This is a genomic window from Paenibacillus algorifonticola (assembly GCF_000971975.1).
GTDB lineage: Bacteria > Bacillota > Bacilli > Paenibacillales > Paenibacillaceae > Pristimantibacillus > Pristimantibacillus algorifonticola.
The window spans coordinates 32,128-54,476 of sequence record NZ_LAQO01000003.1 but is presented as its reverse complement, the minus strand read 5'-3'; the positions used below and the strand labels follow the sequence as shown (position 1 = coordinate 54,476).

The window sequence follows — 22,349 nt, the reverse complement described above, 5'->3', positions numbered from 1 at the left end:
AGCGGTTTGCTAGACCGAAACCTTGTCGCTATTTTCCACGATGTCAGCGAGCAGCAGCATATATTGGGTAAAAAGCTCCTTTATTTTGTGCTCCTTCAGTTTTCGGGAGTTAAAGTCGCACAGCACCTCGACTTGCTCATCGTATTCCGCGAGCTCGATAACAAGATCAAACACTTCGAGCCATTGACCTTGTGAGGATGCGGCATCTGCATGAATAACGAAGAGCGGCAAAATCCGAAGCTCTTCACTTTGCTGGATGCGATCCAGATCCTTGGCTGTATAGTCGGATTCATCGCCGTCGCCGTGGCGAGCTTCCAGCTTCATTGCAACGAGCTCAATCAATGTCTCCAAGGAATCCACCGCGGCAAAATCAATGGTCAGCGAGCGGAACTGATTTTCCTCCACTGCCACTTGCACATGAACGGTATCCTCACCGGAGGCTAGCTTCAGCAAATAGAGAAAACCGGACAACAGGACAGGCTTGAGATCCGTCTTCGCATCATCGGCCATAGCTTGAAGCACGCTGCATGTCTCGCTATCCAGCTCAGCCTCAAAGGCTGAAACCACCTGACTGCCCTCCTTGTTAAAGTAAGCTTCATCCATGCTGACGGATGGCAGGCTTAAACTGCCGCCACGGTCGATAAATGCGGTCAGCTTAGCGATCGTCGGATATTTGTACAGGTCAGGAACGGATACGTTGCAGCCATGCCATTTCTCCAGCTCATCGGAGAGCTGGGTGAGAATAAGCGAATTTCCTCCGCTCTCATTAAAATGGTCGTGAATACCGAGCTCCCGCCCGAGCAGGTCTTGGCAGAGCCTGAGCAGCAGCTGCTCTGTATTTTCGAAGGCAGCCTGTTTGCTCTTGATGCTCTCCATGTCACGAATGAGCGAATCGAACTGCCCACTTGTATATTGCTCACCCAGCTTATAGCGCTGTATTTTTCCGCTCGTTGTTTTAGGTATTGATTTCACAGGGATGACATGGTCGATAAAGATGCCCATCTTCCGGTGAATATGCTGCTTGACCCGACTGGCAAGCTCGCAGAACGGCTCCAGATTTTTACCTCTGTACAATAGAAACAGGCATACTTCCTCCGTATCCGCAAGCTTCCCTTTCGTTCCACAGGCTGCGACATTCCAAAGCTCAACCCCGTCTACCTCCTCTGCCACTCTCTCAATGTCATGGGAGAAAACATTTTGCCCGTTAACGAACAATATGTCCTTTGCTCTTCCAACAACGACTAGCCGCCCATCCAGCATAAATCCGATATCCGCTGTATTCAGCCATTCGTCTGCCAGCCTTTCAGCAGCTTCAGGTTCGTTGTAATACCCTCTGGTGACGCTCGGCCCTTTAATTAAAATGTAACCGACTGTGGACTTAGGAAGCGGGCTGCCCTGCTCATCAGCAATCATGACTTCGCAGCTTTCAATCGGACCACCTACATCGACATAAAGCAGGCTGCTTGGCTCTCCTCGCTGAAGCAAGCGTATGGTCTCTCCAACCCGGAGAAATCTCCGGTCGACAGCCACATACTTGAACGGCTCATTCTGACGGGTGAAGCACACGCCAACCGTCCCCTCTGCAAGCCCATATGCCGGCCTCATGGCCGTCTGCGGAAGGTTGTATTTTGCAAGCTGCTCCATAAAACGCTCACTAATTTCCGTAGAAATGGGCTCAGCGCCATTGCAAAGGCAGGAAAGGCCGGATAAATCCCAGCCGTAGTCATGCTCTTGATCGTAAAACGCCAAAAAATATTTATAGCCGAAATTAGGACTGTACAGCATATTAACGCGGTGCTTATTTGCTTTCTCTATCCACAAAAGCGGGTTAAGAATAAACAGCTTCGTACGCATAATAAACTGCGAGGATTGAGTATAGGCGTGCAATAGATGCATCGCGATCAATCCCATATCATGCGTAAGCGGCATCCAGCTTAACACCCGCCCGCCAGCATCTAAATCCCATATTTTCTGCATGGCTGAGACGTTGGCCATAACGTTGCTATGGGTCAGCACAACGCCCTTCGGGTCGCCCGTTGATCCGGAAGAGAACTGAATAAATGCGATATCATCCGGTTCAGCCTCTATAAGGACAGCACTGCTTTCTCCTTTTAAGGACGCCGTGTCTATAAATCTACCTTTCATGACGTCCACACTAGGACCACATTCCGGGTGCTCCTCTGCAAATGAAGCCAAGCCGTCCATCGTCGCTTCGCTGCCAATAAAATGCGGGGTGTTTAGTTTGTCCCACACCTTACAAGCCTTCAGCTTCGTTTCATCATTGGTTGCTACGGTTACCGGGACGGCGATAATCCGCCCCAGTATGCAAGCCCAGAACACTTCAAGAAACAACCGATTATCCTGTATTTGCAATAACAGCTCGTGTCCCGCCTGTACCCCGTAATTACGTAAATCTTGTAGCAGGCATAGCGAACGCTCATATAGCTGACTGTAGGAGACAAACTCCTCCTGGTCGGCCTCGTTGATAAACGTGATTCCCCGGTCAACCATTTCACGGTTTGCTGCGAAAATATGATGCATGAGCTGCTGCTTGTCCATAACCGCTGGCCCACCCCCATTCGTTTTATATGTTAGCGCAAGGGTTTATCCGCTCACTTAACGCACGCTGCTAAGCAAGGTACGATTGATATGCTGAATGACCGTATCAAAGCTGTCGTTAATATAAAAGTGTCCGCCCATAAATTTATGGACTGAAAACTCACCAGTCGTGTGCTTGCCCCATTCCGCAAAATCCCGCTTATTGACATCCCAGTCCTGCACGCCTGTCATCGCATTAATGGCCGTGGACAACGGCTCTCTGCTGCCGTCATAAACATAGGATTCCATCGCATAAAAATCTGCCCGCAAAATCGGAATAAAAGCATCCGCAAGCAGCGGGTTTTCAAACAGCTCCGGAGATGTTCCTCCAAGCTCCAGCAGCCGCTCTTTAAGCTGCTCGTCTGGCGTGCTTGGGTTGACCAAATCCGGTCTTTGAATATGAGGAGCCCATCTGCCGGACACAAATATCATCGTAGGGTCATGGCGTTGTTGCTCCCTCAGCTTATGCGACAATTCAAAGGCCAGCATGCTTCCCATGCTGTGGCCAAAAAAAGCATAAGGGCCATCGTCAATAATCTTGTCGATTTGCTTATATACGTCCTCAATTGCCTCATCAAAGGTGTTGTACAAAGGATCTCTTGGCCGGGCGCCTCTGCCTGCAAGCTTGACAGGCACGAAGTCGATATGGTCGGACATATGTTTTTTCCACTTGTAATAGTACATAGACGAGGCACCAGCAAAAGGAAAGGCAAGCAGCTTCAGCTTCTTCATCCCGTTGCCTTAAAGCTTAGCCGATAGGGCTGCTACGCGCTCGGATGGTCTGAGATGAACGAGCCGAAGCGACCAAAGCTCGATAAAATGTTCTGCTATTTCCGGTTTCGTCAGCGCAGAGCCGCCCAGCTCATCGGCAAGCTCGTCCAGCGATTTTTGACCGTCTGAATGCTCCAGCATGAGGAATACTTCCTCCGGTATCGCTTTTTTGTACTTATCTCCAAAATGAAGCCGGACTTCATGGAGTGTGCGTTTCGTCCCGTCAGCGGAATAGCCGATCGATTTTTTCAATTCCGAATTGACCAGCCTCGTCGGCACCATATGCAAATAATCGGCCTTGTCTACTTCCTTTTTGTCTACCATATAATCTCCGATAGCCAAGTAGTGGATATTCGTCGTCAGGAAGCTTGCGATCGCATCTTCCTCCGAGTCTACGATAGGCTCCACATTGTTGTTGAACGACGTGTTCAGCAATATCGGCACCCCGGTCAGTTTCCGAAATTCCTCAATTAGCTCCCAATACCGTTCATTTGTTTCTTTTGAGACCGTCTGAATACGAGCGGTGCCATCCACATGTGTAACTGCTCCAAGCAGCGGCTGCTTATCCTCTTTGGTCATCAGTACGAAATTCATATACGAGTATGGCGCTTTCGTCTGCGGCATTTCGTAGTAGTCGCCCACATGCTCTTCCAAAATAGATGGCGCAAACGGCCGATAGCCCTCACGCTTCTTCACCATCTCGTTAATAATGCTCTTGTTCTCCGCCGGCCTTGGATCAGCAAGAATGCTGCGGTTGCCTAGCGCACGAGGGCCAAATTCGGCGCGGCCCTGGACCCATCCGAAGACGGCCCCCTCCGCAATTCGCTTTGCTGTCTCCTCGGCGATATTGTCCACCTTGCGGAAACTGACAAAACGTTCCCACCGTTTTAAAATTTGCGCCAAGCCATCGTTGCCTTCAATTTCACTCCCCCAGTACAGGTGCTGCAGCTTTTCCAGTGACTTGTTCGGCTCAAATTTATTGGATACGTACAAGGCACCGCCCAACGCATTGCCTGCATCATGTGCAGCCGGCTGTACAAAAACTTCATCGAAAAGCCCGGCATATAATACTTTTCCATTCATGGAGCAGTTATGCGCTACACCTCCGGCCATGGAAAGCTTCGTATGACCGGTTGCTTGTTGATAATGCGTGAGTATATGCATGACGATCGTTTCGAGCGCCTCCTGCAGGGACGCGGCCAGATCCTTATGCTCCTGAGTGATTGGCCCGCCCTTCTTTCTTGGCGTCATAAAATCAAAGAGCACGGTAGACCAGGCCAAATTGATTTTGAACTTGCCTTCGGGGAGCAGGACATATGCTTTTTTCAGCATCCGTCTGAATTTGCTTGGATCGCCATACGGTGCGAGTCCCATTACTTTATATTCATCGTGCTGGTGATAGCCCAGCATGCGGATAACCGAAATATAGAAGGAGCCCAAGCTGTTTTCATTGGCAATGCGGTCAAGAATTTTGAAGCTCGTACCTTCGGCGCTTATAATATAGCCGGCGTACCCCTCCTGCGATTCTCCATCAATCGTAACCGTCAGGCTGCGGTCAAAGCCGGACATGAAATGCGCGCTGGCTGCATGGCAGATATGGTGGTCAACAAAGACGATATTATTCGGGTCGTATTTCGTTCCGTCAATCTGGTAAAAGAAATCTACCAGCAGCTCTCTCGTATTTCTATGCATAGAATCGCGATAGAAAAACTCATCCCGCACAAGCAGGTCGGTTTCCTGCTCTCTCGTCGTAATGACCACTTTGTCAATATCCGCGAACGTAATGCCTAGCCGCTTCAAGCATAAATGAATCGTCTGCAGCGGAGCCTTGCCGGTATGCTTCACTCGATTAAGCCTTTCTTCCTCTGAGGCCGCAATCACGACCCCGTCTTTGATAAGAACAGCAGCAGAGTCGTGCGCAATTCCGCCGTAGCCAAACACCTTCAAATCCTCATGCGGCAATTCTATGCCGCCATTAAGACCTAATACGAGCATGTTCATCCTCCTACCTATTCTCTTTAATCGGTTATCCTTCTCCGCCTTTTACTGCATCCTTTAAACGGTAGCTAAAGCAACTGTTTCAAATGGCCGTAAATGAATCAGCCGCAAAGACCATAATTCGATCAATTCGTCTACGATATCCTCTTCCGTCTTCCTGCCGCAGCCTCTAAGCTCAATCAGCTCTGCCAGCGTCTTCTCCCCGTCAGATTGCTCTAGCAGTCGATACATCTCTTCCGATAATGTTGTTTTATATTTATCCCCAAAGTGGAGGCGTATTTCGTATGCGGTTTGCTTGTTTCCTTCTACTGTATAGCCGACCGACTGCTTCAGCTCTGAACTGATGGGCCGCTTTGGCACAAACTTCAAAAACTCTTCCTTGCCGACCGTTTTTTTGTCAATGACGTAGTCTCCGATAATCAAGGTGTTAATATTGGTTGTCAGGAAGCTGACAATGGCGTCCTCTTCTGAATCGACAATCGGCTCCGCATTGTTGTTAAACGATGTATTCAGCAGCACTGGCACTCCCGTCAGCTTGCGGAATTCATCAATTAAGTGCCAGTACTTCTCGTTCGTTTCACGAGATACCGTCTGGATGCGCGCCGTGCCGTCAACGTGAGTAACCGCGCCGAGCAGCTCCTGCTTGTCCTCCCTCGTCTTCAGTACGAAATTCATGTAGGAGTAAGGGGCTTTCGTCTGCGGCAGCACATAATAATCGTCTGCATACTCTTCCAATATGGAAGGCGCAAACGGCCGGTAGCCCTCCCTTTTTTTCACCATGGCATTAATAATGCTTTTGTTTTCCGCTGGACGCGGATCAGCCAAAATGCTCCGGTTGCCTAACGCCCGGGGGCCAAACTCCGAGCGTCCCTGCGCCCAGCCGATAACCGCTCCCTCCGCCATTAGCTTAGCCGCAACTTCGACAACATGATCCGCTTTGCGGTATGTAACGAACCGCTCCCACTGCTTCAAAATTTCGAGAACGCTATCATTGTTCTGAATGGCGCTTCCCCAGTACAGATGCCGCAGCGTTTCTGTCTGTGTGCTTGGAGCCAGCTTGCGGGACTGCAGCAGTGCTCCTCCCAGCGCATTGCCCGCGTCATGGGCGGCAGGCTGTACAAACACCTCGTCGAATAAGCCGGAGTACAAAATCTTCCCGTTTAGCGTACAGTTGTGCGCTACGCCGCCAGCCATGCACAGCTTTTTACGCCCAGTCGCCTGCTGATAATGGACGAGCATATGCATAACAACGTTTTCGAGCGCCTCCTGGAGAGCAGCCGCTATGTCCTTATGCTCCTGGGTAAACAGTTCTCCCTTCAACCGCGGGTTCGGCATGGAATCCATCAGCACATAATAAAAGCTTCTATTAAGCCGGAATTTCCCTTCCGGCAGCAAGGTGAATGCTTTCTTGAACAGCCTTCTGAATTTGGCAGGATCTCCATATGGAGCGAGCCCCATTACTTTATATTCATCATGAGTCGTATAGCCGAGAAATTCGATAATCTGCGTATAAAATGCACCTAAGCTGTCATCGTTTGAAATATGGCTCAGCGGCTTGAGCGAATTCCCTTCAGCATTGAGCACAATTCCAGCATTGCCTTCCAATGAAGCGCCATCTATTGTAACGACGAGTGCTTCATCAAATCCGGACATATAATAGGCGCTCGCAGCATGACAGTAGTGGTGGTTTTCAAACACTACATTCTCTTTTTTAAAATCCGTATCAAAAAATTGCTTCAGCCGTTCAACGATCCACGCCTTCGGATCGCTGTATGGGAATTGCCGATACTGATGCCGATGGGTAGTCGTTTCATATTTAAACTGGGTTTCCTCGCAGTAAAAGACGATTTTATCCACATCGTCCAAACGTATTCCACCAAGCTCCAGACAGCGGCGAATCGATAAAATCGGCAGCTTTCCGGAGTGCTTAATCCGATTCAGACGTTCTTCCTCATAGGCAGCAACCACTTGCCCATTCTCAATTAGTACAGCTGAAGCATCATGAACCTCTGAATTCAATATAGTCGTTACAAATCCATCCTCATGAGGGAAATCGATTCCTCCGCTAATGCCAAGTATCCTCATTATTTTACCCTCCCTTATTTCCTCTATATTTAGTGTGCGGCAACGTTGCCGCCAGCCCCTAACACTCAAGCCTCTTGCTGCATTGCTTGTGGAAGCCACTCTTGGGTTCGCTTCTGTGTATGATACAGGCGGCTGTATGCGCCACCAGCTGCCAGAAGCTCGTCATGCTTGCCCTGCTCCATAATCGTCCCACGGTCAACGACTACAATCGTGTCCGCTTGCTCAATGGTGGACAGCCGATGGGCGATTGCAATTGTCGTTTTCCCTTCCATCAGCCGCTCGATTCCCTGCTGAACCGCCAGCTCTGAATCGCTATCCAGTGCTGATGTTGCCTCGTCGAGCAGCAAAATAGGCGCATTTTTCAATATGGCTCGGGCGATCGCTATTCGCTGCTTTTGACCGCCGGAAAGCCTCACGCCTCTTTCGCCAACTGCGGTGTTGTAGCCGTCTGTCTGCTCGGTAATAAAATCATGGGCAAACGCTGCACGCGCTGCCTCTACAACCTCTTCAGCCGTCGCGTCCATTTTTCCGTAGCGGATATTTTGCTCGATCGTTCCTTCGAACAGATACGGGTCCTGGGAAACGTAGGCCATACTATCCCTAAGCTCCTCAAGTGAATATTCTGCAAAGCTTTTGCCAGCAATTCGAATATCGCCTTCGGAGAATGGATAAAAACCAAGCAGCAGCTTCATTATCGTGCTTTTGCCGCCCCCGCTGGGCCCTACAAGCGCGACAAGCTGTCCTTTATCCACATGCAGGTTCAACCCGTTTAGCACATTTTCGTCTTTGTGGTAGGCAAACGATACATTTTTGAAATCAAGCATTCCGTCTTCGTTGGAGCTGGAGACGGCAACTTCCTTTAGCACAGACGCATATCGCTCGGGTTCTTCTGCCACATCCAACAGGTCAAACACCCGGTCAGCCCCCGCCAGCGAGGATTGCAGATTGGACCAGAAAACGCCTAAATTACGGAAGAGATTCGTCACATTCTCCAGCAGTAAAATAACCCCTAGCAAGCTGCCGATCGTCATCTGGCCGTTAATCAGCATAAAGGCTCCAATAATAAATGCACCGCCATTATTAATCCACAGCAGAAAATAATTGGTGCTTGTTAAATAGGCGCTTTTTTTCGCTCGCAGTAAAAACAAGTCTGCAAGCCGGGTTGTCGTCTCCTTGTACTTGCGGTTCATCCCGTCGACCATCTGAAACGTTCTGCTCACCTGCGTGCCAGCAACGAGATTCGTTAACCGCTCAAGCTGAACGCCGGATTGCTCCTGAATTTCGGTGCCAATCGTTCTAAACGGCTTTGCGTATCTCGAGTTCACATACGTAGACAGCATTCCTAAAAAGATCATGGCAACGGCGAATCTCCAGTCCAGATAAAACATAATAATCGCTGATATCGTCCCGGTAGCCATTAAGGAGAGGAGCGTAAGCGCTTCTCCGGAAAAGGCATTTTCCATCGTCTGCAAATCATTTGTGATTCTGGACAGGCTGTCACCGCTATGGCTGTTTTCGTAATAAGTAACAGGAAGCTTCTCCATATGATGAAAAACTCGAAGCCGCATGCTGTTCATGATCGTCTTGACCGTTTTACCGTACCAATATTGGAAAAGTGGCGTTAGTATACACATAGCAACGACGATGAGCATGAACTGGATGCAGAGCGTAATAACTGCATCCATATTTTTCTCCGTTATCGCATCGAGAAAGGTAGAGACCAGCATGGCTGTAATAATCGATACGCTTGAGCTCATGATACCGAAACCAAGAAAACTGAGGAAAAAAGATAATTTACGCCGATCAAGCAATCGGGCAAGTCTCGCAATTTGTTGTTTATTGCTTTTTTTCAAGCAACTATGCCCCCTCTTGACCAAGCCGGTACGGCTGGTCTCCTCGATTGCTTGCCTGATTGTTGTATAGACGATGATAAGTGCCGTTTTTGGCAAGCAGCTCTTCATGAGTGCCGCTTTCTTCAATACGCCCTTCGTTCAGCACAAAAATGTGGTCTGCATTCATGACCGTAGACAGACGATGTGCGACAACCAAAACCGTTTTATTTCGCATAATCCGGTTAATGGATTGTTGAACAAGCTGTTCGGATTCGGAATCAAGCGCCGAAGTCGCCTCATCCAGCAGCAAAATGGGGGCATCCTTTAATATAGCCCGGGCAATCGCTATCCGCTGCTTTTGTCCGCCTGAAAGCTTTACTCCTCGTTCACCGACAAGCGTTTCGTACCCTTGTGGAAGTACCCGAATAAATTCATGAATATTAGCAAGCTTAGCTGCGCTTTCTACGTCTTCCATGCTGTAGCCGTCATCCGTACACGCAATATTTTCGGCGATGGAGCCCGGAAAAAGGAACGTATCCTGCGAAACATGCGAAATGAGCGCTCTGGCAGACGATAGCTTCCAATCGGTGAGTGGCTCGTTGTACAGCCTGATTTGCCCACCCTTATAATCATAAAAACCGGTGATGAGTTTAAAGATGGTCGATTTGCCTGAACCGCTTGGTCCGACCAAGGCGACCGTTTTACCTTGAGGAAGCGTAAAGCTAACCTCGTCAAGCACCTTCGAATGATCGTCATAGGAAAAGGTAACCTGTTCAAATTCAAGCGCAGGAGCTGACGATGAGAGGTTTTCTGGCTGCTTGCCATCCATCCGTTCTGTTTCTGCATCGAGCAATTCAAAAAGATGATCGACAACGCCGGCTGTTATTTTGAACCGGCTGATCTGATTTGGAATTTCTCCCATCCCGGACACGAGATAATTGATGAACTGCACAAACGCTAATAAAGCGCCTATTAAAAGCTGTCCATCGCTAACTAAATATCCGCCGAACAGAAAGAACACCACCAGCGGAGCAGTCCGGACAAATACGCTGAGTGCCCCCATAGCAGCAACGCGTTTCTCGATTCTCAGAAAATGTTCAAGCAGCTTGTCAAGCAGCAGCTGGCACTTTTGATAGACAACCTGCACCAGATTGTAAGACTTGATCATATAAATGCCGCCAATTGTATCTTGAACAACTGTGCTCATCTGAGCCATGCTTTGCTGTACCTCTGCCGCATATTGGTTTAACGGGCGGCTAATTTTTTCGCTCAAAAAGGTCATGAACAGCAGCATAACGAAGCAAAACAGCGTAAGCTGCCAATTCATATAAAACATAACCGTAATACAAGCAACGACCCGGACGATATGAAAAATAAGAGCTGCAAAATCATTGTAAATAAACCCTTCAATTTGATTGATGCTGTTCGTCATTCTGGAGCTAAAGTCGCCGGAGTGGCGAGCTTCCATATACGAAATAGGCAGTTTATTAATATGCTCGCTAACTTTATTTTTCAAATCACGGGTCACAAAGGCGCTATAGCGTCCCGACGAATAAACGCTGAAGAAATTCACAACGATGCCTGTCACTATGAAAAGAATGATCAAATATACAGCCTGCATCAAGCCATCCCTATCACCAGTCTGGGTGGACGAAAATAAAAGATTAATAATATAGATGAGCAAAATATCATTTGCCGCTATTATGATCGTGCTTATCAGCTTGACCGCTATCCAAAACCGATAGGGCTTAAGAAAGACGAACAATCGGCGCATCGAAAAGAAAGCAGAGTTACGGCTTGCTATTTGCATAAGTGCCCTCCACTATAGGGTAAAATCGCCGCACAGAGCGGCACGAGCGGAGAAAATTAATGATCTTGCCCCTCCACTAGCTTTTGCACGCTGTCCTTAAACTGCTCCAATGTAGCAAAATGATCGATAATTAAAATTTCATTCTCAAACTCGACATCGAATTCATTTTCCAAAGCTACGATTAATTTAACAAAGGAGATAGAGTTAAGGCCTACCGTTTCTAAATCCGATTTCAGCACGCTTTCATCAATAGACAATAGCTCAATATTTTTTTGCAAAATTTCATAAAACCTCGTATTAAAATCCGCTACTTTTACTTCCCCACTCATCATTTAACCTCCCTAAAATCGTTCGATTTCATTTACACGGCTGCCTTAAATCATTCCTCCATCGACAATAATCGTCTGTCCATATATGTAGCTTGCATCGTCGGAAGCAAGAAAAAGGGCTACCTTTGCTACTTCATCAGCCTCGCCCAACCGGCCGCAGGCAATTTTATCGACAAAATGACGGCGCACGCGATCGGGAACTTTCCCGAGCATATCTGTAACAATATATCCCGGTGCTATTGCATTCACACGGATGTTTTTTCCGGAAACTTCCCTTGATAGTGATCGAGTCAAGCCAATGAGGCCAGCTTTGGACGCACTATAATTCGTTTGGCTTGAGGCGCCAGCCAAAGCGGAAACGGAGGAAATGTTCACGATGACTCCGTGCCTCTTGCTGATCATCGAAGGCAGCACAGCTTTGCAGCAATTGTAGGCGCCTTTCAAATTTGTATTGATGACCTTATCCCAAGAGGACTCCTCCATCAGCATCAGAAAACCATCCTCCGTTACGCCCGCATTGTTAATCAGCACATCTATCATGCCAAACTCCTGAACAGCTTCCTCGATTACAGCAAGCGTATTCGTGTGATCGGACACGTCCAGCTCAAACGCTTTCGCCAATCCTCCATTTTCCTGCAGGGAAGCTTCCAGTTGCGCAGCTTCCTCCTCACTGCTTTTATAGGTAAAGAGGACTGTAGCTCCTTCACTTGCAAAAGCCTGTACGATGGCATGCCCGATTCCTCTTGCCCCTCCGGTAATGAAGACGACTTTATCGGCAAATTTCAATGGCTCACCTCCGGACCGCTCCGAGTATGACGCTGTGCAAGCATCCGTTGACATCATATCCGTTCACTAATAAATATTGGTAATCGCCTAAACGCGGCTCATGATGGACGATATCCAGCTCTAAAGCGGCATCCGGCTCGGTGCAGCCTGCGGTTAAAGGCATGCACCCTTTGGCAATGGCAAGGGCGCCCGCAGCGACATTCATCATAAACGATGCGCCAAGCGCTTCCCCTGTTGCTCCCTTAATGGAAGAAACAGGAATGGAGGCGGCACGCTGTCCAAATGTTTCATGAATCGCTTGGGCTTCCACCTTGTCGGTATAACGTCCGCCTCCGGCAGCCAGCAAAATACCGTCAATATCGCTAGGAGAAATGGAGGCATGCTTGAGAGCCATATCCATCACCCGAGCGAACGGTTTAAAATCCGCATCGGCACGGTCTTTGCCCAGGTACCCTTTCCCTATTAAACTTGCATACCCGACAACCTCGCACACAATCCGTTCCGGACAGCGGGCTAACACGCTCTCCGTCTCGAGCAGCAATACAGCGGCGCCCTCGGTCATTCTCGTTCCGCTTCTATTTTTGTCCAGAGGCCTGCACAAATAGTTTTCATCCTTTGTTACATAATCCTGCTGCTGAAAGGATTCGAGCAGCTCTTGGCAATATTCCTCTACCCCACCGCACAATATCGCATCTGCCTTGCCACTTTTGAGCAGATCAGATGCATAAGCAATCGCATTGCTGCCCGTTAGTACGGTGCTCGCGCCCTTCAGCTTTAAACTCAAGCAAACATGCCCGATTCCCGAGTTGTATACCGTACTTGCGAATACGGTCGGACTAACCATATCAACGCCACCTGACACGATTTGATTGCTCAGGGCAAGGTTAGATACCAATGGACCGTATCCCGTCGTAAAAACAGTGCCAATCCGGTTATGATCCATTTGCTCCTGCACGATCAAAGCTTCATCAAGCACTTGTTTCGAAGCGCTCATGGTCAACCGTGAAAACCGATCCATTCGTCTGGCAACCCGATTTTCAATATTTTGTGGAATATCCACGGGCAGCTTGAGCTCCTCCGGCGTGACTCCCGCCTGTGCGTTTATGCCTTCCCAATATTCATCTGCACCGGATCCTGCACAGCTTATCGCTCCTACAGCCGTAACAAATATTTTATGCATATGGATTCTCCCAAATTTATAAAATTATGCCCTTCGCAACTTAACGCCATTCTGTTTTAAACGGAATAGCTTAAGGTCAGCATCCCCGACGCGACAACTCTATCTCCGACTGAAGCCGTGCATTTGATCTGGTGAAAGGTGTGGAAGGATTCGACTAACTCTGCTTCTACCGCAAATGTATCGCCCGGCACAACCGGATGTATAAACTTGATTTGGTTAACCGCACTTAAATAAAATTTATGAGCTGCCGGGCTCTCCCCGTTGTAAAAAATAAATCCGCTGACCTGCGCCATCGTCTCAATCATGAGAACGCCTGGATAAATCGGTTCATCAGGGAAATGTCCAACTGCCCACTGCTCGTTAAAGCTTATGTTTTTGTAGCCTTTGGAACGCTTCATATAAATGGCCTCAGTGATTCTGTCTACCATGACAAACGGGTAGCGGTGAGGCAAGCCTTTTGCAATATCAATGGTTTCCATCCATGACAGCTCCCCAGCATGTGGTGTGTATGCGACAGCGCCAATAAACCGTCAAATTCAAGCCGAAAGGTGCTTAGACCTTTCCGACAACTATACTTGCAGAATGGCCGAAGAAAGCGTATGAGTTCGACATCGCGTATTGGATCAACCGTTCCTCATAATTCCCTTTAACGATTTGGAGCTGCTGAAAAGGTTCTGGCGGCTCCTTCAGAAATGCAGTTGGAGGCACAATGCCGCGATCTATCGCAAGCAAGGTTGCCGCCAGCTCCACGCTTCCCGCCGCTCCCAAACAGTGGCCGGTAACCGCCTTCGTTGAAGAAATCATAACCTGGGACTGCTTCTCCTCGGTTCCAAAAACCTTGGACAGCGCTCTCATTTCCATTAAGTCATTAAGCTCGGTTGCCGTTCCATGGGCATTCACATAATCAATGTCACCCGGCTGCAAACCCGCATCCTCCAAAGCCATCCGCATTGTCCTCACAGCCCCTTCCCCTTCGGGATCGGGACTTGTAATATGATAAGCATCATTGCTTAAGCCATACCCGAGCAGCTCGCCGTAAATGTGGGCTCCTCTTGCCTTCGCTCGATCAAGCGTTTCCACAATAAAGACGGCGGCCCCTTCGCCAAGTGACATGCCGTCCCTGTCCTTATCAAACGGCACACAGCCACCTAGGCTCATGGATTGAAGGCTGTGAAATCCGGCAATGTAGTTGTCTGATAAGGGCTCTGCGCCAACAACAACCATTAAATCAGCCATTCCGTTGCGGATGGCGTCTAGAGCAATTCCTGCCCCCGCGGTTCCAGCGGCACAGGCCGACATGGTTGTATAGGCTTGACCCTTTATGTCTATATACGAAACAATATGCGAAAGCAAAGATGGAATTTCGATTAGTCCATCGGGATTATTCCACTTCTGCTCCCGGTTATTTTGAATATATCTCATCGTTTTAATATGCCCTGGCACCGATTCCGAAAGGGACAAGCCCGCTCTTGTTTCCAGCTTGCCGATATCCTCCTTCGTCAGCCTGCTGTCTGCCAAAGCTTCATCAAGCGCGGCATAAGTCATTTGGATTGCCCGCTCATCCTCTTCCATTTCTCGATAATGCTTGTCAACGCTGCCCGCCACCTCGCCACTCACGCCAAGCTTCTTCAGCTTTTCATGAGCTCGAAGCCCGCTGGCTCCATTCACAATAGACTGGAAGAAAGCTTCTCTGTTTGAGCCGCCTGGCGCGATGATTCCAATTCCGGTTACTACGGCTTGCGGTCTGCTCATCGATTAATCCCCGATCGTGCTGCGGATGATGTCCGCAATGGAGCGAACGCTCTTGAAAACGGACATATCACTGCTTTGCGGCTTAACGCCAAAAAGCTCCTTCAGTCCAACAGCCAGCTCCAAAGCATCAACGGAATCGAGGTCGAGCCCTTCTCCCTGTTCATTTACATCAAATAACGGGTCATCATCGTTGATTTCTTCCGGAGAGATGTCCAGTCCAAACTTGGTAACAATCATGTTCTTAATTTGATTTTCAATCGATAGCTGTACGTTTTCCATTGTTTCAGCTCCTTTATTGTATAAAAGATTGCACGTAAATCCTGATGCAGCATAAATCGCCATCAAAATAGAAAGCGCTTTCAGTGTCTTGGGTTAGACATTGTCTGACACTCACTCCTTAAATGGAATTAACATAGGCAGTGCGGCATAAAACAGCAGGCTTAAATTGTACAAACTCATCTGGATGAAAGTACGTTAGAAAGGAAAACAAAAGTTGTGGGTGGGTTGAGAGAAGATCATTCATAGTTGAATGTGTCGCTAAAGGAGTAGACGACTGTATCTCTTGAGGAATGTTGCTTAATGAAGATGTGGCCGTCGAGGAAACCAATAACGCCGTTAATAAAGTTATACCATAATTCTGTGTTTTTTTACAATATTTATTTTTATGTCTATATTTAGATTTTAGTTACAAATCATGTAACTTTTATTTGTCGCGTGATGCTGTCGCCGCTTTCTAATTTTGGCGAATAAACGCATTTAAAAAGAGATATTAGCGGCTAATTGGAGTGATGTACCTAGCTGTGTGAAGGCAAAGAAACGCTCTAGAGGGGTCGAAAACTGTCTAGGGGCATGTCCCCTTGAGTGGAAAAAACGGAACTATTCCCAATATACCACAAACAGCATCCACATAATACCATAAAAATAAGTCATCAAATCACCCAAAAATTGGACATTTCAAACGCGAAAGGCCAGTTGCTGAAAATTCTCGGCAACCGGCCTTTCGAACGGAGTCCATGATTTATTCACTAAAACCGTTCCTTACCCCACATCCATACGATCAATATTTCGAAAACTCATATAAGTAATCAAAATACCTATTACAGCAAGGGATAAAGGAATTGCTATGATAGAGCTTATGGAAAATCCCAGATTGTTCGAGCATACGAGCACAACAATAACGATGGAAGATACGATAGTAGACGGAACCGACTTATTACGCATGCCGATAGCAAGTGGAAGCAAGCTCATTCCCGCTGCGCCAATAGCCTGCATCAGGACATAGATTGCATGCTGAACTAAAGTATGAATCGTTAGCGGCTCTGTAAAGTATCCAACACCAGCGTTAATAGAAATTAACAAAGCGCCGACGACTAGATTGGCTAATAAAACATTAGCAAATGTCCAGAAAAAAACGATCGAAAGCTTCGCGAATATTATTTTTTTGCGACTCACAGGGTATGCAAATAAAAGAGAAATCGTCTTGTCTTTAAACTCGTTGATGATTAACTTGGATATCATTACTGATGCGTAAACGATGAACGTGGCCCTGACCAAAAGGTCGATCATATGCAGCATATCCGTATAGCCTTGAAATACGGGCTCCTCGATATTATTGCCTTCGACAAAGTATACAATCATCATTAAACCCGCGATGGTCAAATAAGCTATCAGTGAACCCCAAATATAGCCGGTAAAACTTCCCTTTTTAAGCTCAAGCTTAATAAGATGGAACATTCTACTCGCCCCCTCTTATGATTCCTAAGAAATATTCTTCCAAGGTATGATGGCGCCGATTAATCGCTTCAATCGGAACGTCGTTCAAAACAAGCCCTTTGGACAGCTTCTCCTGCGATATGTCCGTATCGTAAACGCGTATGATCCGGTCACCAAGATACTTGAAATTTTGTATGCCCAGCTTATCTGTTAAAACATAAGCGGCATTCGTGACGTTCGACGTTACGATCTCTATATATTCATTCGTGGAGGCATGTACGGTATCCATGGACACCTCACGAATTAAGCGTCCTCCATTGATTACGCCAATCGTATCCGCCACCTGCTCAATCTCCGACAGCAAATGACTGGAGATTAGAAGGGTTACTCCCCATTCATCACGCAGCCTGCGAAATAAATTTCGCATGAGCTGGATGCCCTCCGGATCCAAACCATTAATAGGCTCATCCAATAGAAGAAGGTCAGGACGGGTAGATATCGCTCTCGCTATGCCAAGCCGCTGCTTCATGCCAAGCGAAAATTGCTTGACCGGCTTGGAATGGACACCGATTAGCTGTACAAGCTCTAGCGCCTCTTCAACCGCTTGCTTGTTGTAGTAGCCCATGTATTCTCCGTGAAGCTCAAGATTTTGCTTCGCAGATAGCTTTTCATAGAAAATCGGCGTCTCAATCAAATGACCAATCCGTTTGAGATGTTCTGTCGAAGCAGGAAGCAATTTGTCGCCGAACAATTCGATTTCTCCACCTGTCGGCTGCACCAAGCCGAGCAGCATTTTCATAATTGTTGATTTACCTGCTCCATTTGGTCCGAGAAAACCGTATATTTCGCCGCGTCGAACCTTCATATTGACGCCCGAAACTACTTCCGCAGCCCCGTAATTTTTAGTAAGCAGATTTGTTCGGATGATTTCCGTCATACTGCAACTCCCCTTTCCATGTATTTAGAATATCATCCAACCCTCACTTTTTAATGTCGGAAAACTTACTTATTTCTTAAGATAGGAAGCATTTCTATATTGGAGTTCGGCAAGCGTTACGGTAAAGCAGGTATATGAACCCTGAATGCTTTCCAGGCTAATTCGGCCCCCGATTTGTTCTGTGAGCTTTTTGGCGATTGCAAGACCCAGCCCACTGCCCTGTATATTGCGGTTTCTTGAGTCATCCATCGTATACATTCTTTCAAAAATTCTATTTTGATCCATCTTGGCGATGCCTCGCCCCCGATCGGTTACTTCTATTCGAATATCCCCCCCGACCGATACAAGTGAAAATCCAAGATATTTTCCGTCGGCGCCATAACGAACCGCATTGGATAGCAAATTGTCCAGCACTCTTGATAGAGCTTCTTCATTTGCATATACCCATACGGGTTCATCAGGAAGACGAATATCGACCTCAATGCCTCGCTCGGCGAGCAGATCGAAGTAGGATAAAATACGGTGCTGACATACCTCACACGCGTCCACAACAGAAAGCGGGATATCATAATCATCAGCCTCGAGTTTTGACAGATCAAAGAAAGCAAGTATCCGTTCATTCACCTCTACCGACTTATTGAAAATTTGCTCAAGCATCCGTTGACGTTCCTCCGATGGCAAATCTGTTTTTCGTAAAAGCACTTCCGCGTAGCCCATAATGACCGTCAGAGGAGTTTTCAAATCATGGGAAACATTGGATAGCATCTTGCGCATCGCACTTTCTGTTTTGACATAATTCGACGTGGATTGATATACGCAATCCAATATTACATTAATACCCTGGAGCAGCTCCCGCAGTTCAGAATCACTGGTCATTAGAAGCAGTCTCTCTTGGGTGAGATTATTGCTGGTAATTGCCAGCTCCCCTAACCTATTGTTAATATATTTAAGATGGTTTCGAATCAATCGATTTTTCCTGTATTCCCGAGCATACAGCAGTAATAACACAAGAGCAGCCATCAGCCACAGCCACCATAGACTAGCCACTTATTGTCCCCCCATCCGGTAGCCGATCCCCCACAGCGTATGGATATAACGCGGATTAGACGGATCGTCCTCAATCTTCTCTCGCAAGCGCCGCATATGTACGTTAATGACGTTTTTGTCTCCATAATATTCTTCATTCCAAACCAACTGATAAAGTTGCGCTTTGGTGTATACCCGCTGCGGGTTCTGAATAAACAGCTTCAAAATTTGAAATTCCTTGGCTGTAAGTTTAATTTCCTTGTTGTGCTTTAATACGATATAATTTTCAGAATCAACGATTATGTCTTCATAAGAAAAGCGTTTTTCCTCCATTTCATTCCCCGTGCTAGAATTGGAATATTGCGTCGCCCTGCGAATAGATGAATGAACGCGGGCAGCCAATTCTAGCAATGAGAAGGGCTTAGCAATATAATCATCGGCTCCAAAGCGCAAGCCAAGCGCTTTATCAACTTCGCTATTTTTCGCTGATATAATTAGAATGGGTACCCGGCTCTTGTCCCTGATTCTTTGCAAAACCTCCAACCCGCTCAGCTTGGGCAGCATCAAATCCAGCAGAACGAGATCAAAGTTTTCTGAATCGAATAACGGCAGGGCTTGTTCACCATCATGAACAACTGTCGAATGATATCCTTCCTGCTCTAAGTAATCGGCTACCATTTTACTAATTTCCACGTCATCCTCTATAATTAACAATTTCTCCCCCATGGTGTATACACTCCTTGTCCAATAACTTGCTTCTATGTAGCAGCTCGCTTGAGCCATCTTATCATATATTCAAAAATAAGATTCAACTCATTATACCGTATCTATAAAGTCCCTAGTTAAATGAAAAGAGACTACCGATTTCCGGCAGCCTCCTATTCCTATCGAACTATTAATGAATATAAAAAAACCATGCGCCAAAAGCAGAGTTAAGCAGTTGCAACCTAGCTTTTGTCCATAACTACACGAAAGCCCATATTTCCTGTGGAACTGTCCGGTGTATTGCCGCTTCTTGCTGCGACCCGATAGCGATTGCAATAGGAGCGGTGGCATAAATATGAGCCGCCTCGCATCGAACGTTTCTCCGTTGGCTTAATATACAGAGGATTATGGGCTGGCGTCAGCTTGTGATAGTGGGGACTGAACCAGTCTGCACACCACTCCCACACATTGCCCGCCATATTATAAAGCCCATATCCGTTAGGCTCATAGGCGTCAACAGGAGCTGTCCCCTCATAACCATCGCTTGCCTTATTCGTTATCGGAAATTTGCCTTGCCATATATTGCACATATGGACGCCGTCCCGCTTCAAAAGATCCCCCCACGGATACGTCTTTCTTGCTAATCCGCCTCTCGCAGCGTATTCCCACTCCGCCTCTGTTGGCAGACGTGCTCCTGCCCACTTGCAATAGGCGATTGCATCATGCCAGGACACATGAACGACCGGATGATTCATCCGATCTTCAATGGATGAATCTGGACCTTCCGGCTGCGCCCAGCAGGCTCCTTGAACAACAAGCCACCATGGAGCCTGCTGTGGTACGTCCACAACTTTCTCCCGCGTTTCCTGCGATGCCAAAAGATGGAACACGAACGACCAGCCGAATCGTTCCGCCTCCGTAACATAGCCCGTATCCTTAATAAACATTCGAAACTCTTCATTCGTGACCGTATAGCGGGAAATACGAAAGGAGTCTACCCATACCTTCCGAGCCGGTCCTTCTCCATCCGCCGGAAAGCCATCAGGCGTGTTTGTTCCCATCTCAAATTCTCCACCTTCCAGCAAGACGAAATGGTCACTGCAAGCATCATCATGACTACGTTTTAAAGCATGGTGTACCTGCTTTGTTTCAATTGACAATGACTGTCCTCGGCTCGCCGCACAGCAAGATTTGATTGGTTCCACGTCACTTCTCCCTTTCTGGTTGATATAGAACATTCGTTACATCATTTTTGCATGCAAATACTTTTGAGCCAGCACAGCCGCGCTATCTGCCTCTTGTGGAAGCTCGCTGGGATGCCTGCGTTTCAGCTCCTCCACATGCTGGCCTCTTCCCGTTTCCTCAAGCCGCTGAATATACCCTGTTAAATATCCTTTCGCGTGGAATGGCCCGCCTTCTTTTATAACGGTCCATAACGGGTCTCTGTCGTCACCGGACCTGCGCATATGCTCATCATGCCACTGGTTTAAATAGTATACCGCTTCCATACATAGCGCTTTATTTTCTGCTGCAACATTATGCTGCTCCTTTGGATCCTCGGACAAATTAAACAGCATTTCCTGATCAAATAAATGATACCCGTCATGATAGGTTCGGATATACATCCAATCGCGGAACCGGACGCTTCGTTGAGCAACGTGTGCACATTGGGATACGACAAGATAATCGCGCCCGCAATCAGAGCCTTCCTTTAATACAGGACCATAGCTGATGCCGTCCCAATCTGTCATCACTGGTTTACCCAGCATGTCCGCAATTGTCGGCAATAAATCCAAGTGATAGTGAAGACCTTCATCAACCTTTCCCTGCTTCATCCCCGGCCAGCGGATAATCATTGGCAAATGGCATGTCCCCTGATCGGCTGTGGCATGCTCGCCATAAATGCCAAGCTGCCCCATATTTTCACCATGATCGGCGGAAATAATAATAATCAAATCGTCCATCACACCTTGCTCCTCCAGCGATGCAAACAAACGTCCAAGATGATCGTCCATATAACGAATACCACAATCGTAGCCGTCAATCATCTTTTTCATGTCGTCCATATCTGCAATTTCTCCAAGATAACGCGGATAGTTGGGAGCCACCTTATTATTATACGTTTTTTCCTGATAATCAATATTGATATCCTGTACCGTATGCGGACCAATTCGCTGCTTATGTCTCTCCAGCACTTCCTCATTCAACCATTCAGGCAGCGGCTCATTCTCAAATGGATTTCCATATTCCATAGGCGCCCGATAAGGGGTATGCGGATCCCAATAGTTCACATACAGAAACCAATCATCCTTGTGCCCATTCCGCTCGATCCAATCAAGCGCGACCGGTGTTACATGTTCTGCCGACTCATTTCCATATTTGCCCGTATTATAAAATTCGTTAAATCCAGCATAGAAATGAAAGGTGGAATGACGCTGGGCGAACGGACTAATTAATACCGTGTTTAATCCCGCCATAAGCTGCAAATAGGAAGGAAGCGATCCGCCTCTTGTCAGCCTGCCCATTAATTCACGCTCAGGTCCTTCAAGCTTCATGTCTCCCGCAGTCCCTCCGTGGCCGACCAGCCCGTTGCGAATACCGAATTTACCGCTCATTAGCGCGGTTCGGGAGGGTGCACATGGCGCATCCGAAGTATAATAATTCGTAAAACGGACGCCTTCAGCTGCTATTCTGTCAATGTTAGGCGACGTATTCCGCTGATAGCCGTAGCAGCCCAAATGATCCGGGCTGGTAGAATCCAAATCAAGAAATAAAATTCTCATGTTATTCTCCTCCGTTAAATAGAATCAAACTTTTTGTTGTCAGA

18 protein-coding genes are annotated in these 22,349 nt (G+C 47.4%); all 18 read right to left on the bottom strand.

Features of this window, described 5'->3' with window-relative positions; all coding sequences use genetic code 11:
• Positions 1-9: 9 nt before the first annotated feature.
• Positions 10-2,559: a non-ribosomal peptide synthetase gene (locus tag WH37_RS12285; protein ID WP_052736937.1), complete on the bottom strand. Its 2,550-nt coding sequence runs from the start codon at positions 2,557-2,559 to the stop codon at positions 10-12.
• Positions 2,560-2,616: 57 nt separating this feature from the next.
• Positions 2,617-3,330 (bottom strand): thioesterase II family protein, encoded by a 714-nt coding sequence (locus WH37_RS12280; RefSeq protein WP_046230889.1) that lies wholly within the window; start codon positions 3,328-3,330, stop codon positions 2,617-2,619.
• Positions 3,331-3,339: 9 nt separating this feature from the next.
• Positions 3,340-5,364: a carbamoyltransferase family protein gene (locus WH37_RS12275; protein WP_046230888.1), complete on the bottom strand. Its 2,025-nt coding sequence runs from the start codon at positions 5,362-5,364 to the stop codon at positions 3,340-3,342.
• 60 nt (positions 5,365-5,424) lie between these two features.
• Entirely contained in the window at positions 5,425-7,452 is a 2,028-nt protein-coding gene (locus WH37_RS12270) for a carbamoyltransferase family protein (RefSeq protein WP_046230887.1), read from the bottom strand.
• A 65-nt stretch (positions 7,453-7,517) separates the two neighbouring features.
• Positions 7,518-9,305: an ABC transporter ATP-binding protein gene (locus WH37_RS12265; protein ID WP_052736936.1), complete on the bottom strand. Its 1,788-nt coding sequence runs from the start codon at positions 9,303-9,305 to the stop codon at positions 7,518-7,520.
• A 4-nt stretch (positions 9,306-9,309) separates the two neighbouring features.
• Positions 9,310-11,094 (bottom strand): ABC transporter ATP-binding protein, encoded by a 1,785-nt coding sequence (locus WH37_RS12260; protein WP_046230886.1) that lies wholly within the window; start codon positions 11,092-11,094, stop codon positions 9,310-9,312.
• Positions 11,095-11,150: 56 nt separating this feature from the next.
• Positions 11,151-11,423, bottom strand: a complete 273-nt coding sequence (locus WH37_RS12255) for a phosphopantetheine-binding protein (RefSeq protein ID WP_046230885.1) — start codon at positions 11,421-11,423, stop codon at positions 11,151-11,153.
• Positions 11,424-11,468: 45 nt separating this feature from the next.
• A complete protein-coding gene (gene fabG / locus WH37_RS12250) occupies positions 11,469-12,209 on the bottom strand; it encodes a 3-oxoacyl-[acyl-carrier-protein] reductase (RefSeq protein ID WP_197091360.1) in 741 nt (246 codons plus the stop codon).
• A gap of 4 nt (positions 12,210-12,213) precedes the next feature.
• Positions 12,214-13,389, bottom strand: a complete 1,176-nt coding sequence (locus WH37_RS12245; protein WP_046230883.1) for a beta-ketoacyl-[acyl-carrier-protein] synthase family protein — start codon at positions 13,387-13,389, stop codon at positions 12,214-12,216.
• 56 nt (positions 13,390-13,445) lie between these two features.
• Positions 13,446-13,868 (bottom strand): 3-hydroxyacyl-ACP dehydratase FabZ, encoded by a 423-nt coding sequence (gene fabZ, locus WH37_RS12240; protein ID WP_046230882.1) that lies wholly within the window; start codon positions 13,866-13,868, stop codon positions 13,446-13,448.
• Positions 13,869-13,941: 73 nt separating this feature from the next.
• Positions 13,942-15,141, bottom strand: coding sequence for a beta-ketoacyl-[acyl-carrier-protein] synthase family protein (locus tag WH37_RS12235; RefSeq protein ID WP_046230881.1), 1,200 nt, complete (start codon positions 15,139-15,141; stop codon positions 13,942-13,944).
• A gap of 3 nt (positions 15,142-15,144) precedes the next feature.
• Positions 15,145-15,420 carry an acyl carrier protein gene (locus WH37_RS12230; protein WP_046230880.1) on the bottom strand — a complete coding sequence of 92 codons (276 nt, stop codon included), beginning with the start codon at positions 15,418-15,420 and terminating at the stop codon, positions 15,145-15,147.
• Between the two features lie 759 nt (positions 15,421-16,179).
• Positions 16,180-16,875 (bottom strand): ABC transporter permease, encoded by a 696-nt coding sequence (locus tag WH37_RS12225; RefSeq protein WP_046230879.1) that lies wholly within the window; start codon positions 16,873-16,875, stop codon positions 16,180-16,182.
• Between the two features lies 1 nt (position 16,876).
• Complete coding sequence (locus WH37_RS12220; RefSeq protein ID WP_046230878.1) at positions 16,877-17,791, bottom strand: ATP-binding cassette domain-containing protein; 915 nt, start codon at positions 17,789-17,791, stop codon at positions 16,877-16,879.
• A 69-nt stretch (positions 17,792-17,860) separates the two neighbouring features.
• Positions 17,861-18,838, bottom strand: a complete 978-nt coding sequence (locus WH37_RS12215) for a sensor histidine kinase (protein ID WP_231594208.1) — start codon at positions 18,836-18,838, stop codon at positions 17,861-17,863.
• Complete coding sequence (locus WH37_RS12210) at positions 18,839-19,543, bottom strand: response regulator transcription factor (protein ID WP_046230877.1); 705 nt, start codon at positions 19,541-19,543, stop codon at positions 18,839-18,841. It abuts the gene before it with no gap.
• A gap of 221 nt (positions 19,544-19,764) precedes the next feature.
• The gene (locus WH37_RS12205) at positions 19,765-20,760 is read right to left on the bottom strand and encodes a formylglycine-generating enzyme family protein (RefSeq protein WP_074904638.1); all 996 of its coding nucleotides are present in this window, start codon (positions 20,758-20,760) and stop codon (positions 19,765-19,767) included.
• Between the two features lie 3 nt (positions 20,761-20,763).
• Positions 20,764-22,305, bottom strand: coding sequence for a sulfatase family protein (locus WH37_RS12200; RefSeq protein WP_046230875.1), 1,542 nt, complete (start codon positions 22,303-22,305; stop codon positions 20,764-20,766).
• Positions 22,306-22,349: the final 44 nt, after the last annotated feature.

Bases quoted from the DNA above. Each gene is read 5' to 3' on its own strand.
- WH37_RS12220 (WP_046230878.1), bottom strand. From the start codon at position 17,791: ATGACGGAAATCATCCGAACAAATCTGCTTACTAAAAATTACGGGGCT.
- WH37_RS12260 (WP_046230886.1), bottom strand. From the start codon at position 11,094: ATGCAAATAGCAAGCCGTAACTCTGCTTTCTTTTCGATGCGCCGATTG.
- WH37_RS12255 (WP_046230885.1), bottom strand. From the start codon at position 11,423: ATGAGTGGGGAAGTAAAAGTAGCGGATTTTAATACGAGGTTTTATGAA.
- WH37_RS12205 (WP_074904638.1), bottom strand. From the start codon at position 20,760: ATGTTCTATATCAACCAGAAAGGGAGAAGTGACGTGGAACCAATCAAA.
- WH37_RS12225 (WP_046230879.1), bottom strand. From the start codon at position 16,875: ATGTTCCATCTTATTAAGCTTGAGCTTAAAAAGGGAAGTTTTACCGGC.
- WH37_RS12285 (WP_052736937.1), bottom strand. From the start codon at position 2,559: ATGGACAAGCAGCAGCTCATGCATCATATTTTCGCAGCAAACCGTGAA.
- WH37_RS12245 (WP_046230883.1), bottom strand. From the start codon at position 13,389: ATGCATAAAATATTTGTTACGGCTGTAGGAGCGATAAGCTGTGCAGGA.
- WH37_RS12235 (WP_046230881.1), bottom strand. From the start codon at position 15,141: ATGAGCAGACCGCAAGCCGTAGTAACCGGAATTGGAATCATCGCGCCA.
- WH37_RS12280 (WP_046230889.1), bottom strand. From the start codon at position 3,330: ATGAAGAAGCTGAAGCTGCTTGCCTTTCCTTTTGCTGGTGCCTCGTCT.
- WH37_RS12210 (WP_046230877.1), bottom strand. From the start codon at position 19,543: ATGGGGGAGAAATTGTTAATTATAGAGGATGACGTGGAAATTAGTAAA.
- fabZ (WP_046230882.1), bottom strand. From the start codon at position 13,868: ATGGAAACCATTGATATTGCAAAAGGCTTGCCTCACCGCTACCCGTTT.
- WH37_RS12200 (WP_046230875.1), bottom strand. From the start codon at position 22,305: ATGAGAATTTTATTTCTTGATTTGGATTCTACCAGCCCGGATCATTTG.
- WH37_RS12270 (WP_046230887.1), bottom strand. From the start codon at position 7,452: ATGAGGATACTTGGCATTAGCGGAGGAATCGATTTCCCTCATGAGGAT.
- WH37_RS12230 (WP_046230880.1), bottom strand. From the start codon at position 15,420: ATGGAAAACGTACAGCTATCGATTGAAAATCAAATTAAGAACATGATT.
- WH37_RS12275 (WP_046230888.1), bottom strand. From the start codon at position 5,364: ATGCTCGTATTAGGTCTTAATGGCGGCATAGAATTGCCGCATGAGGAT.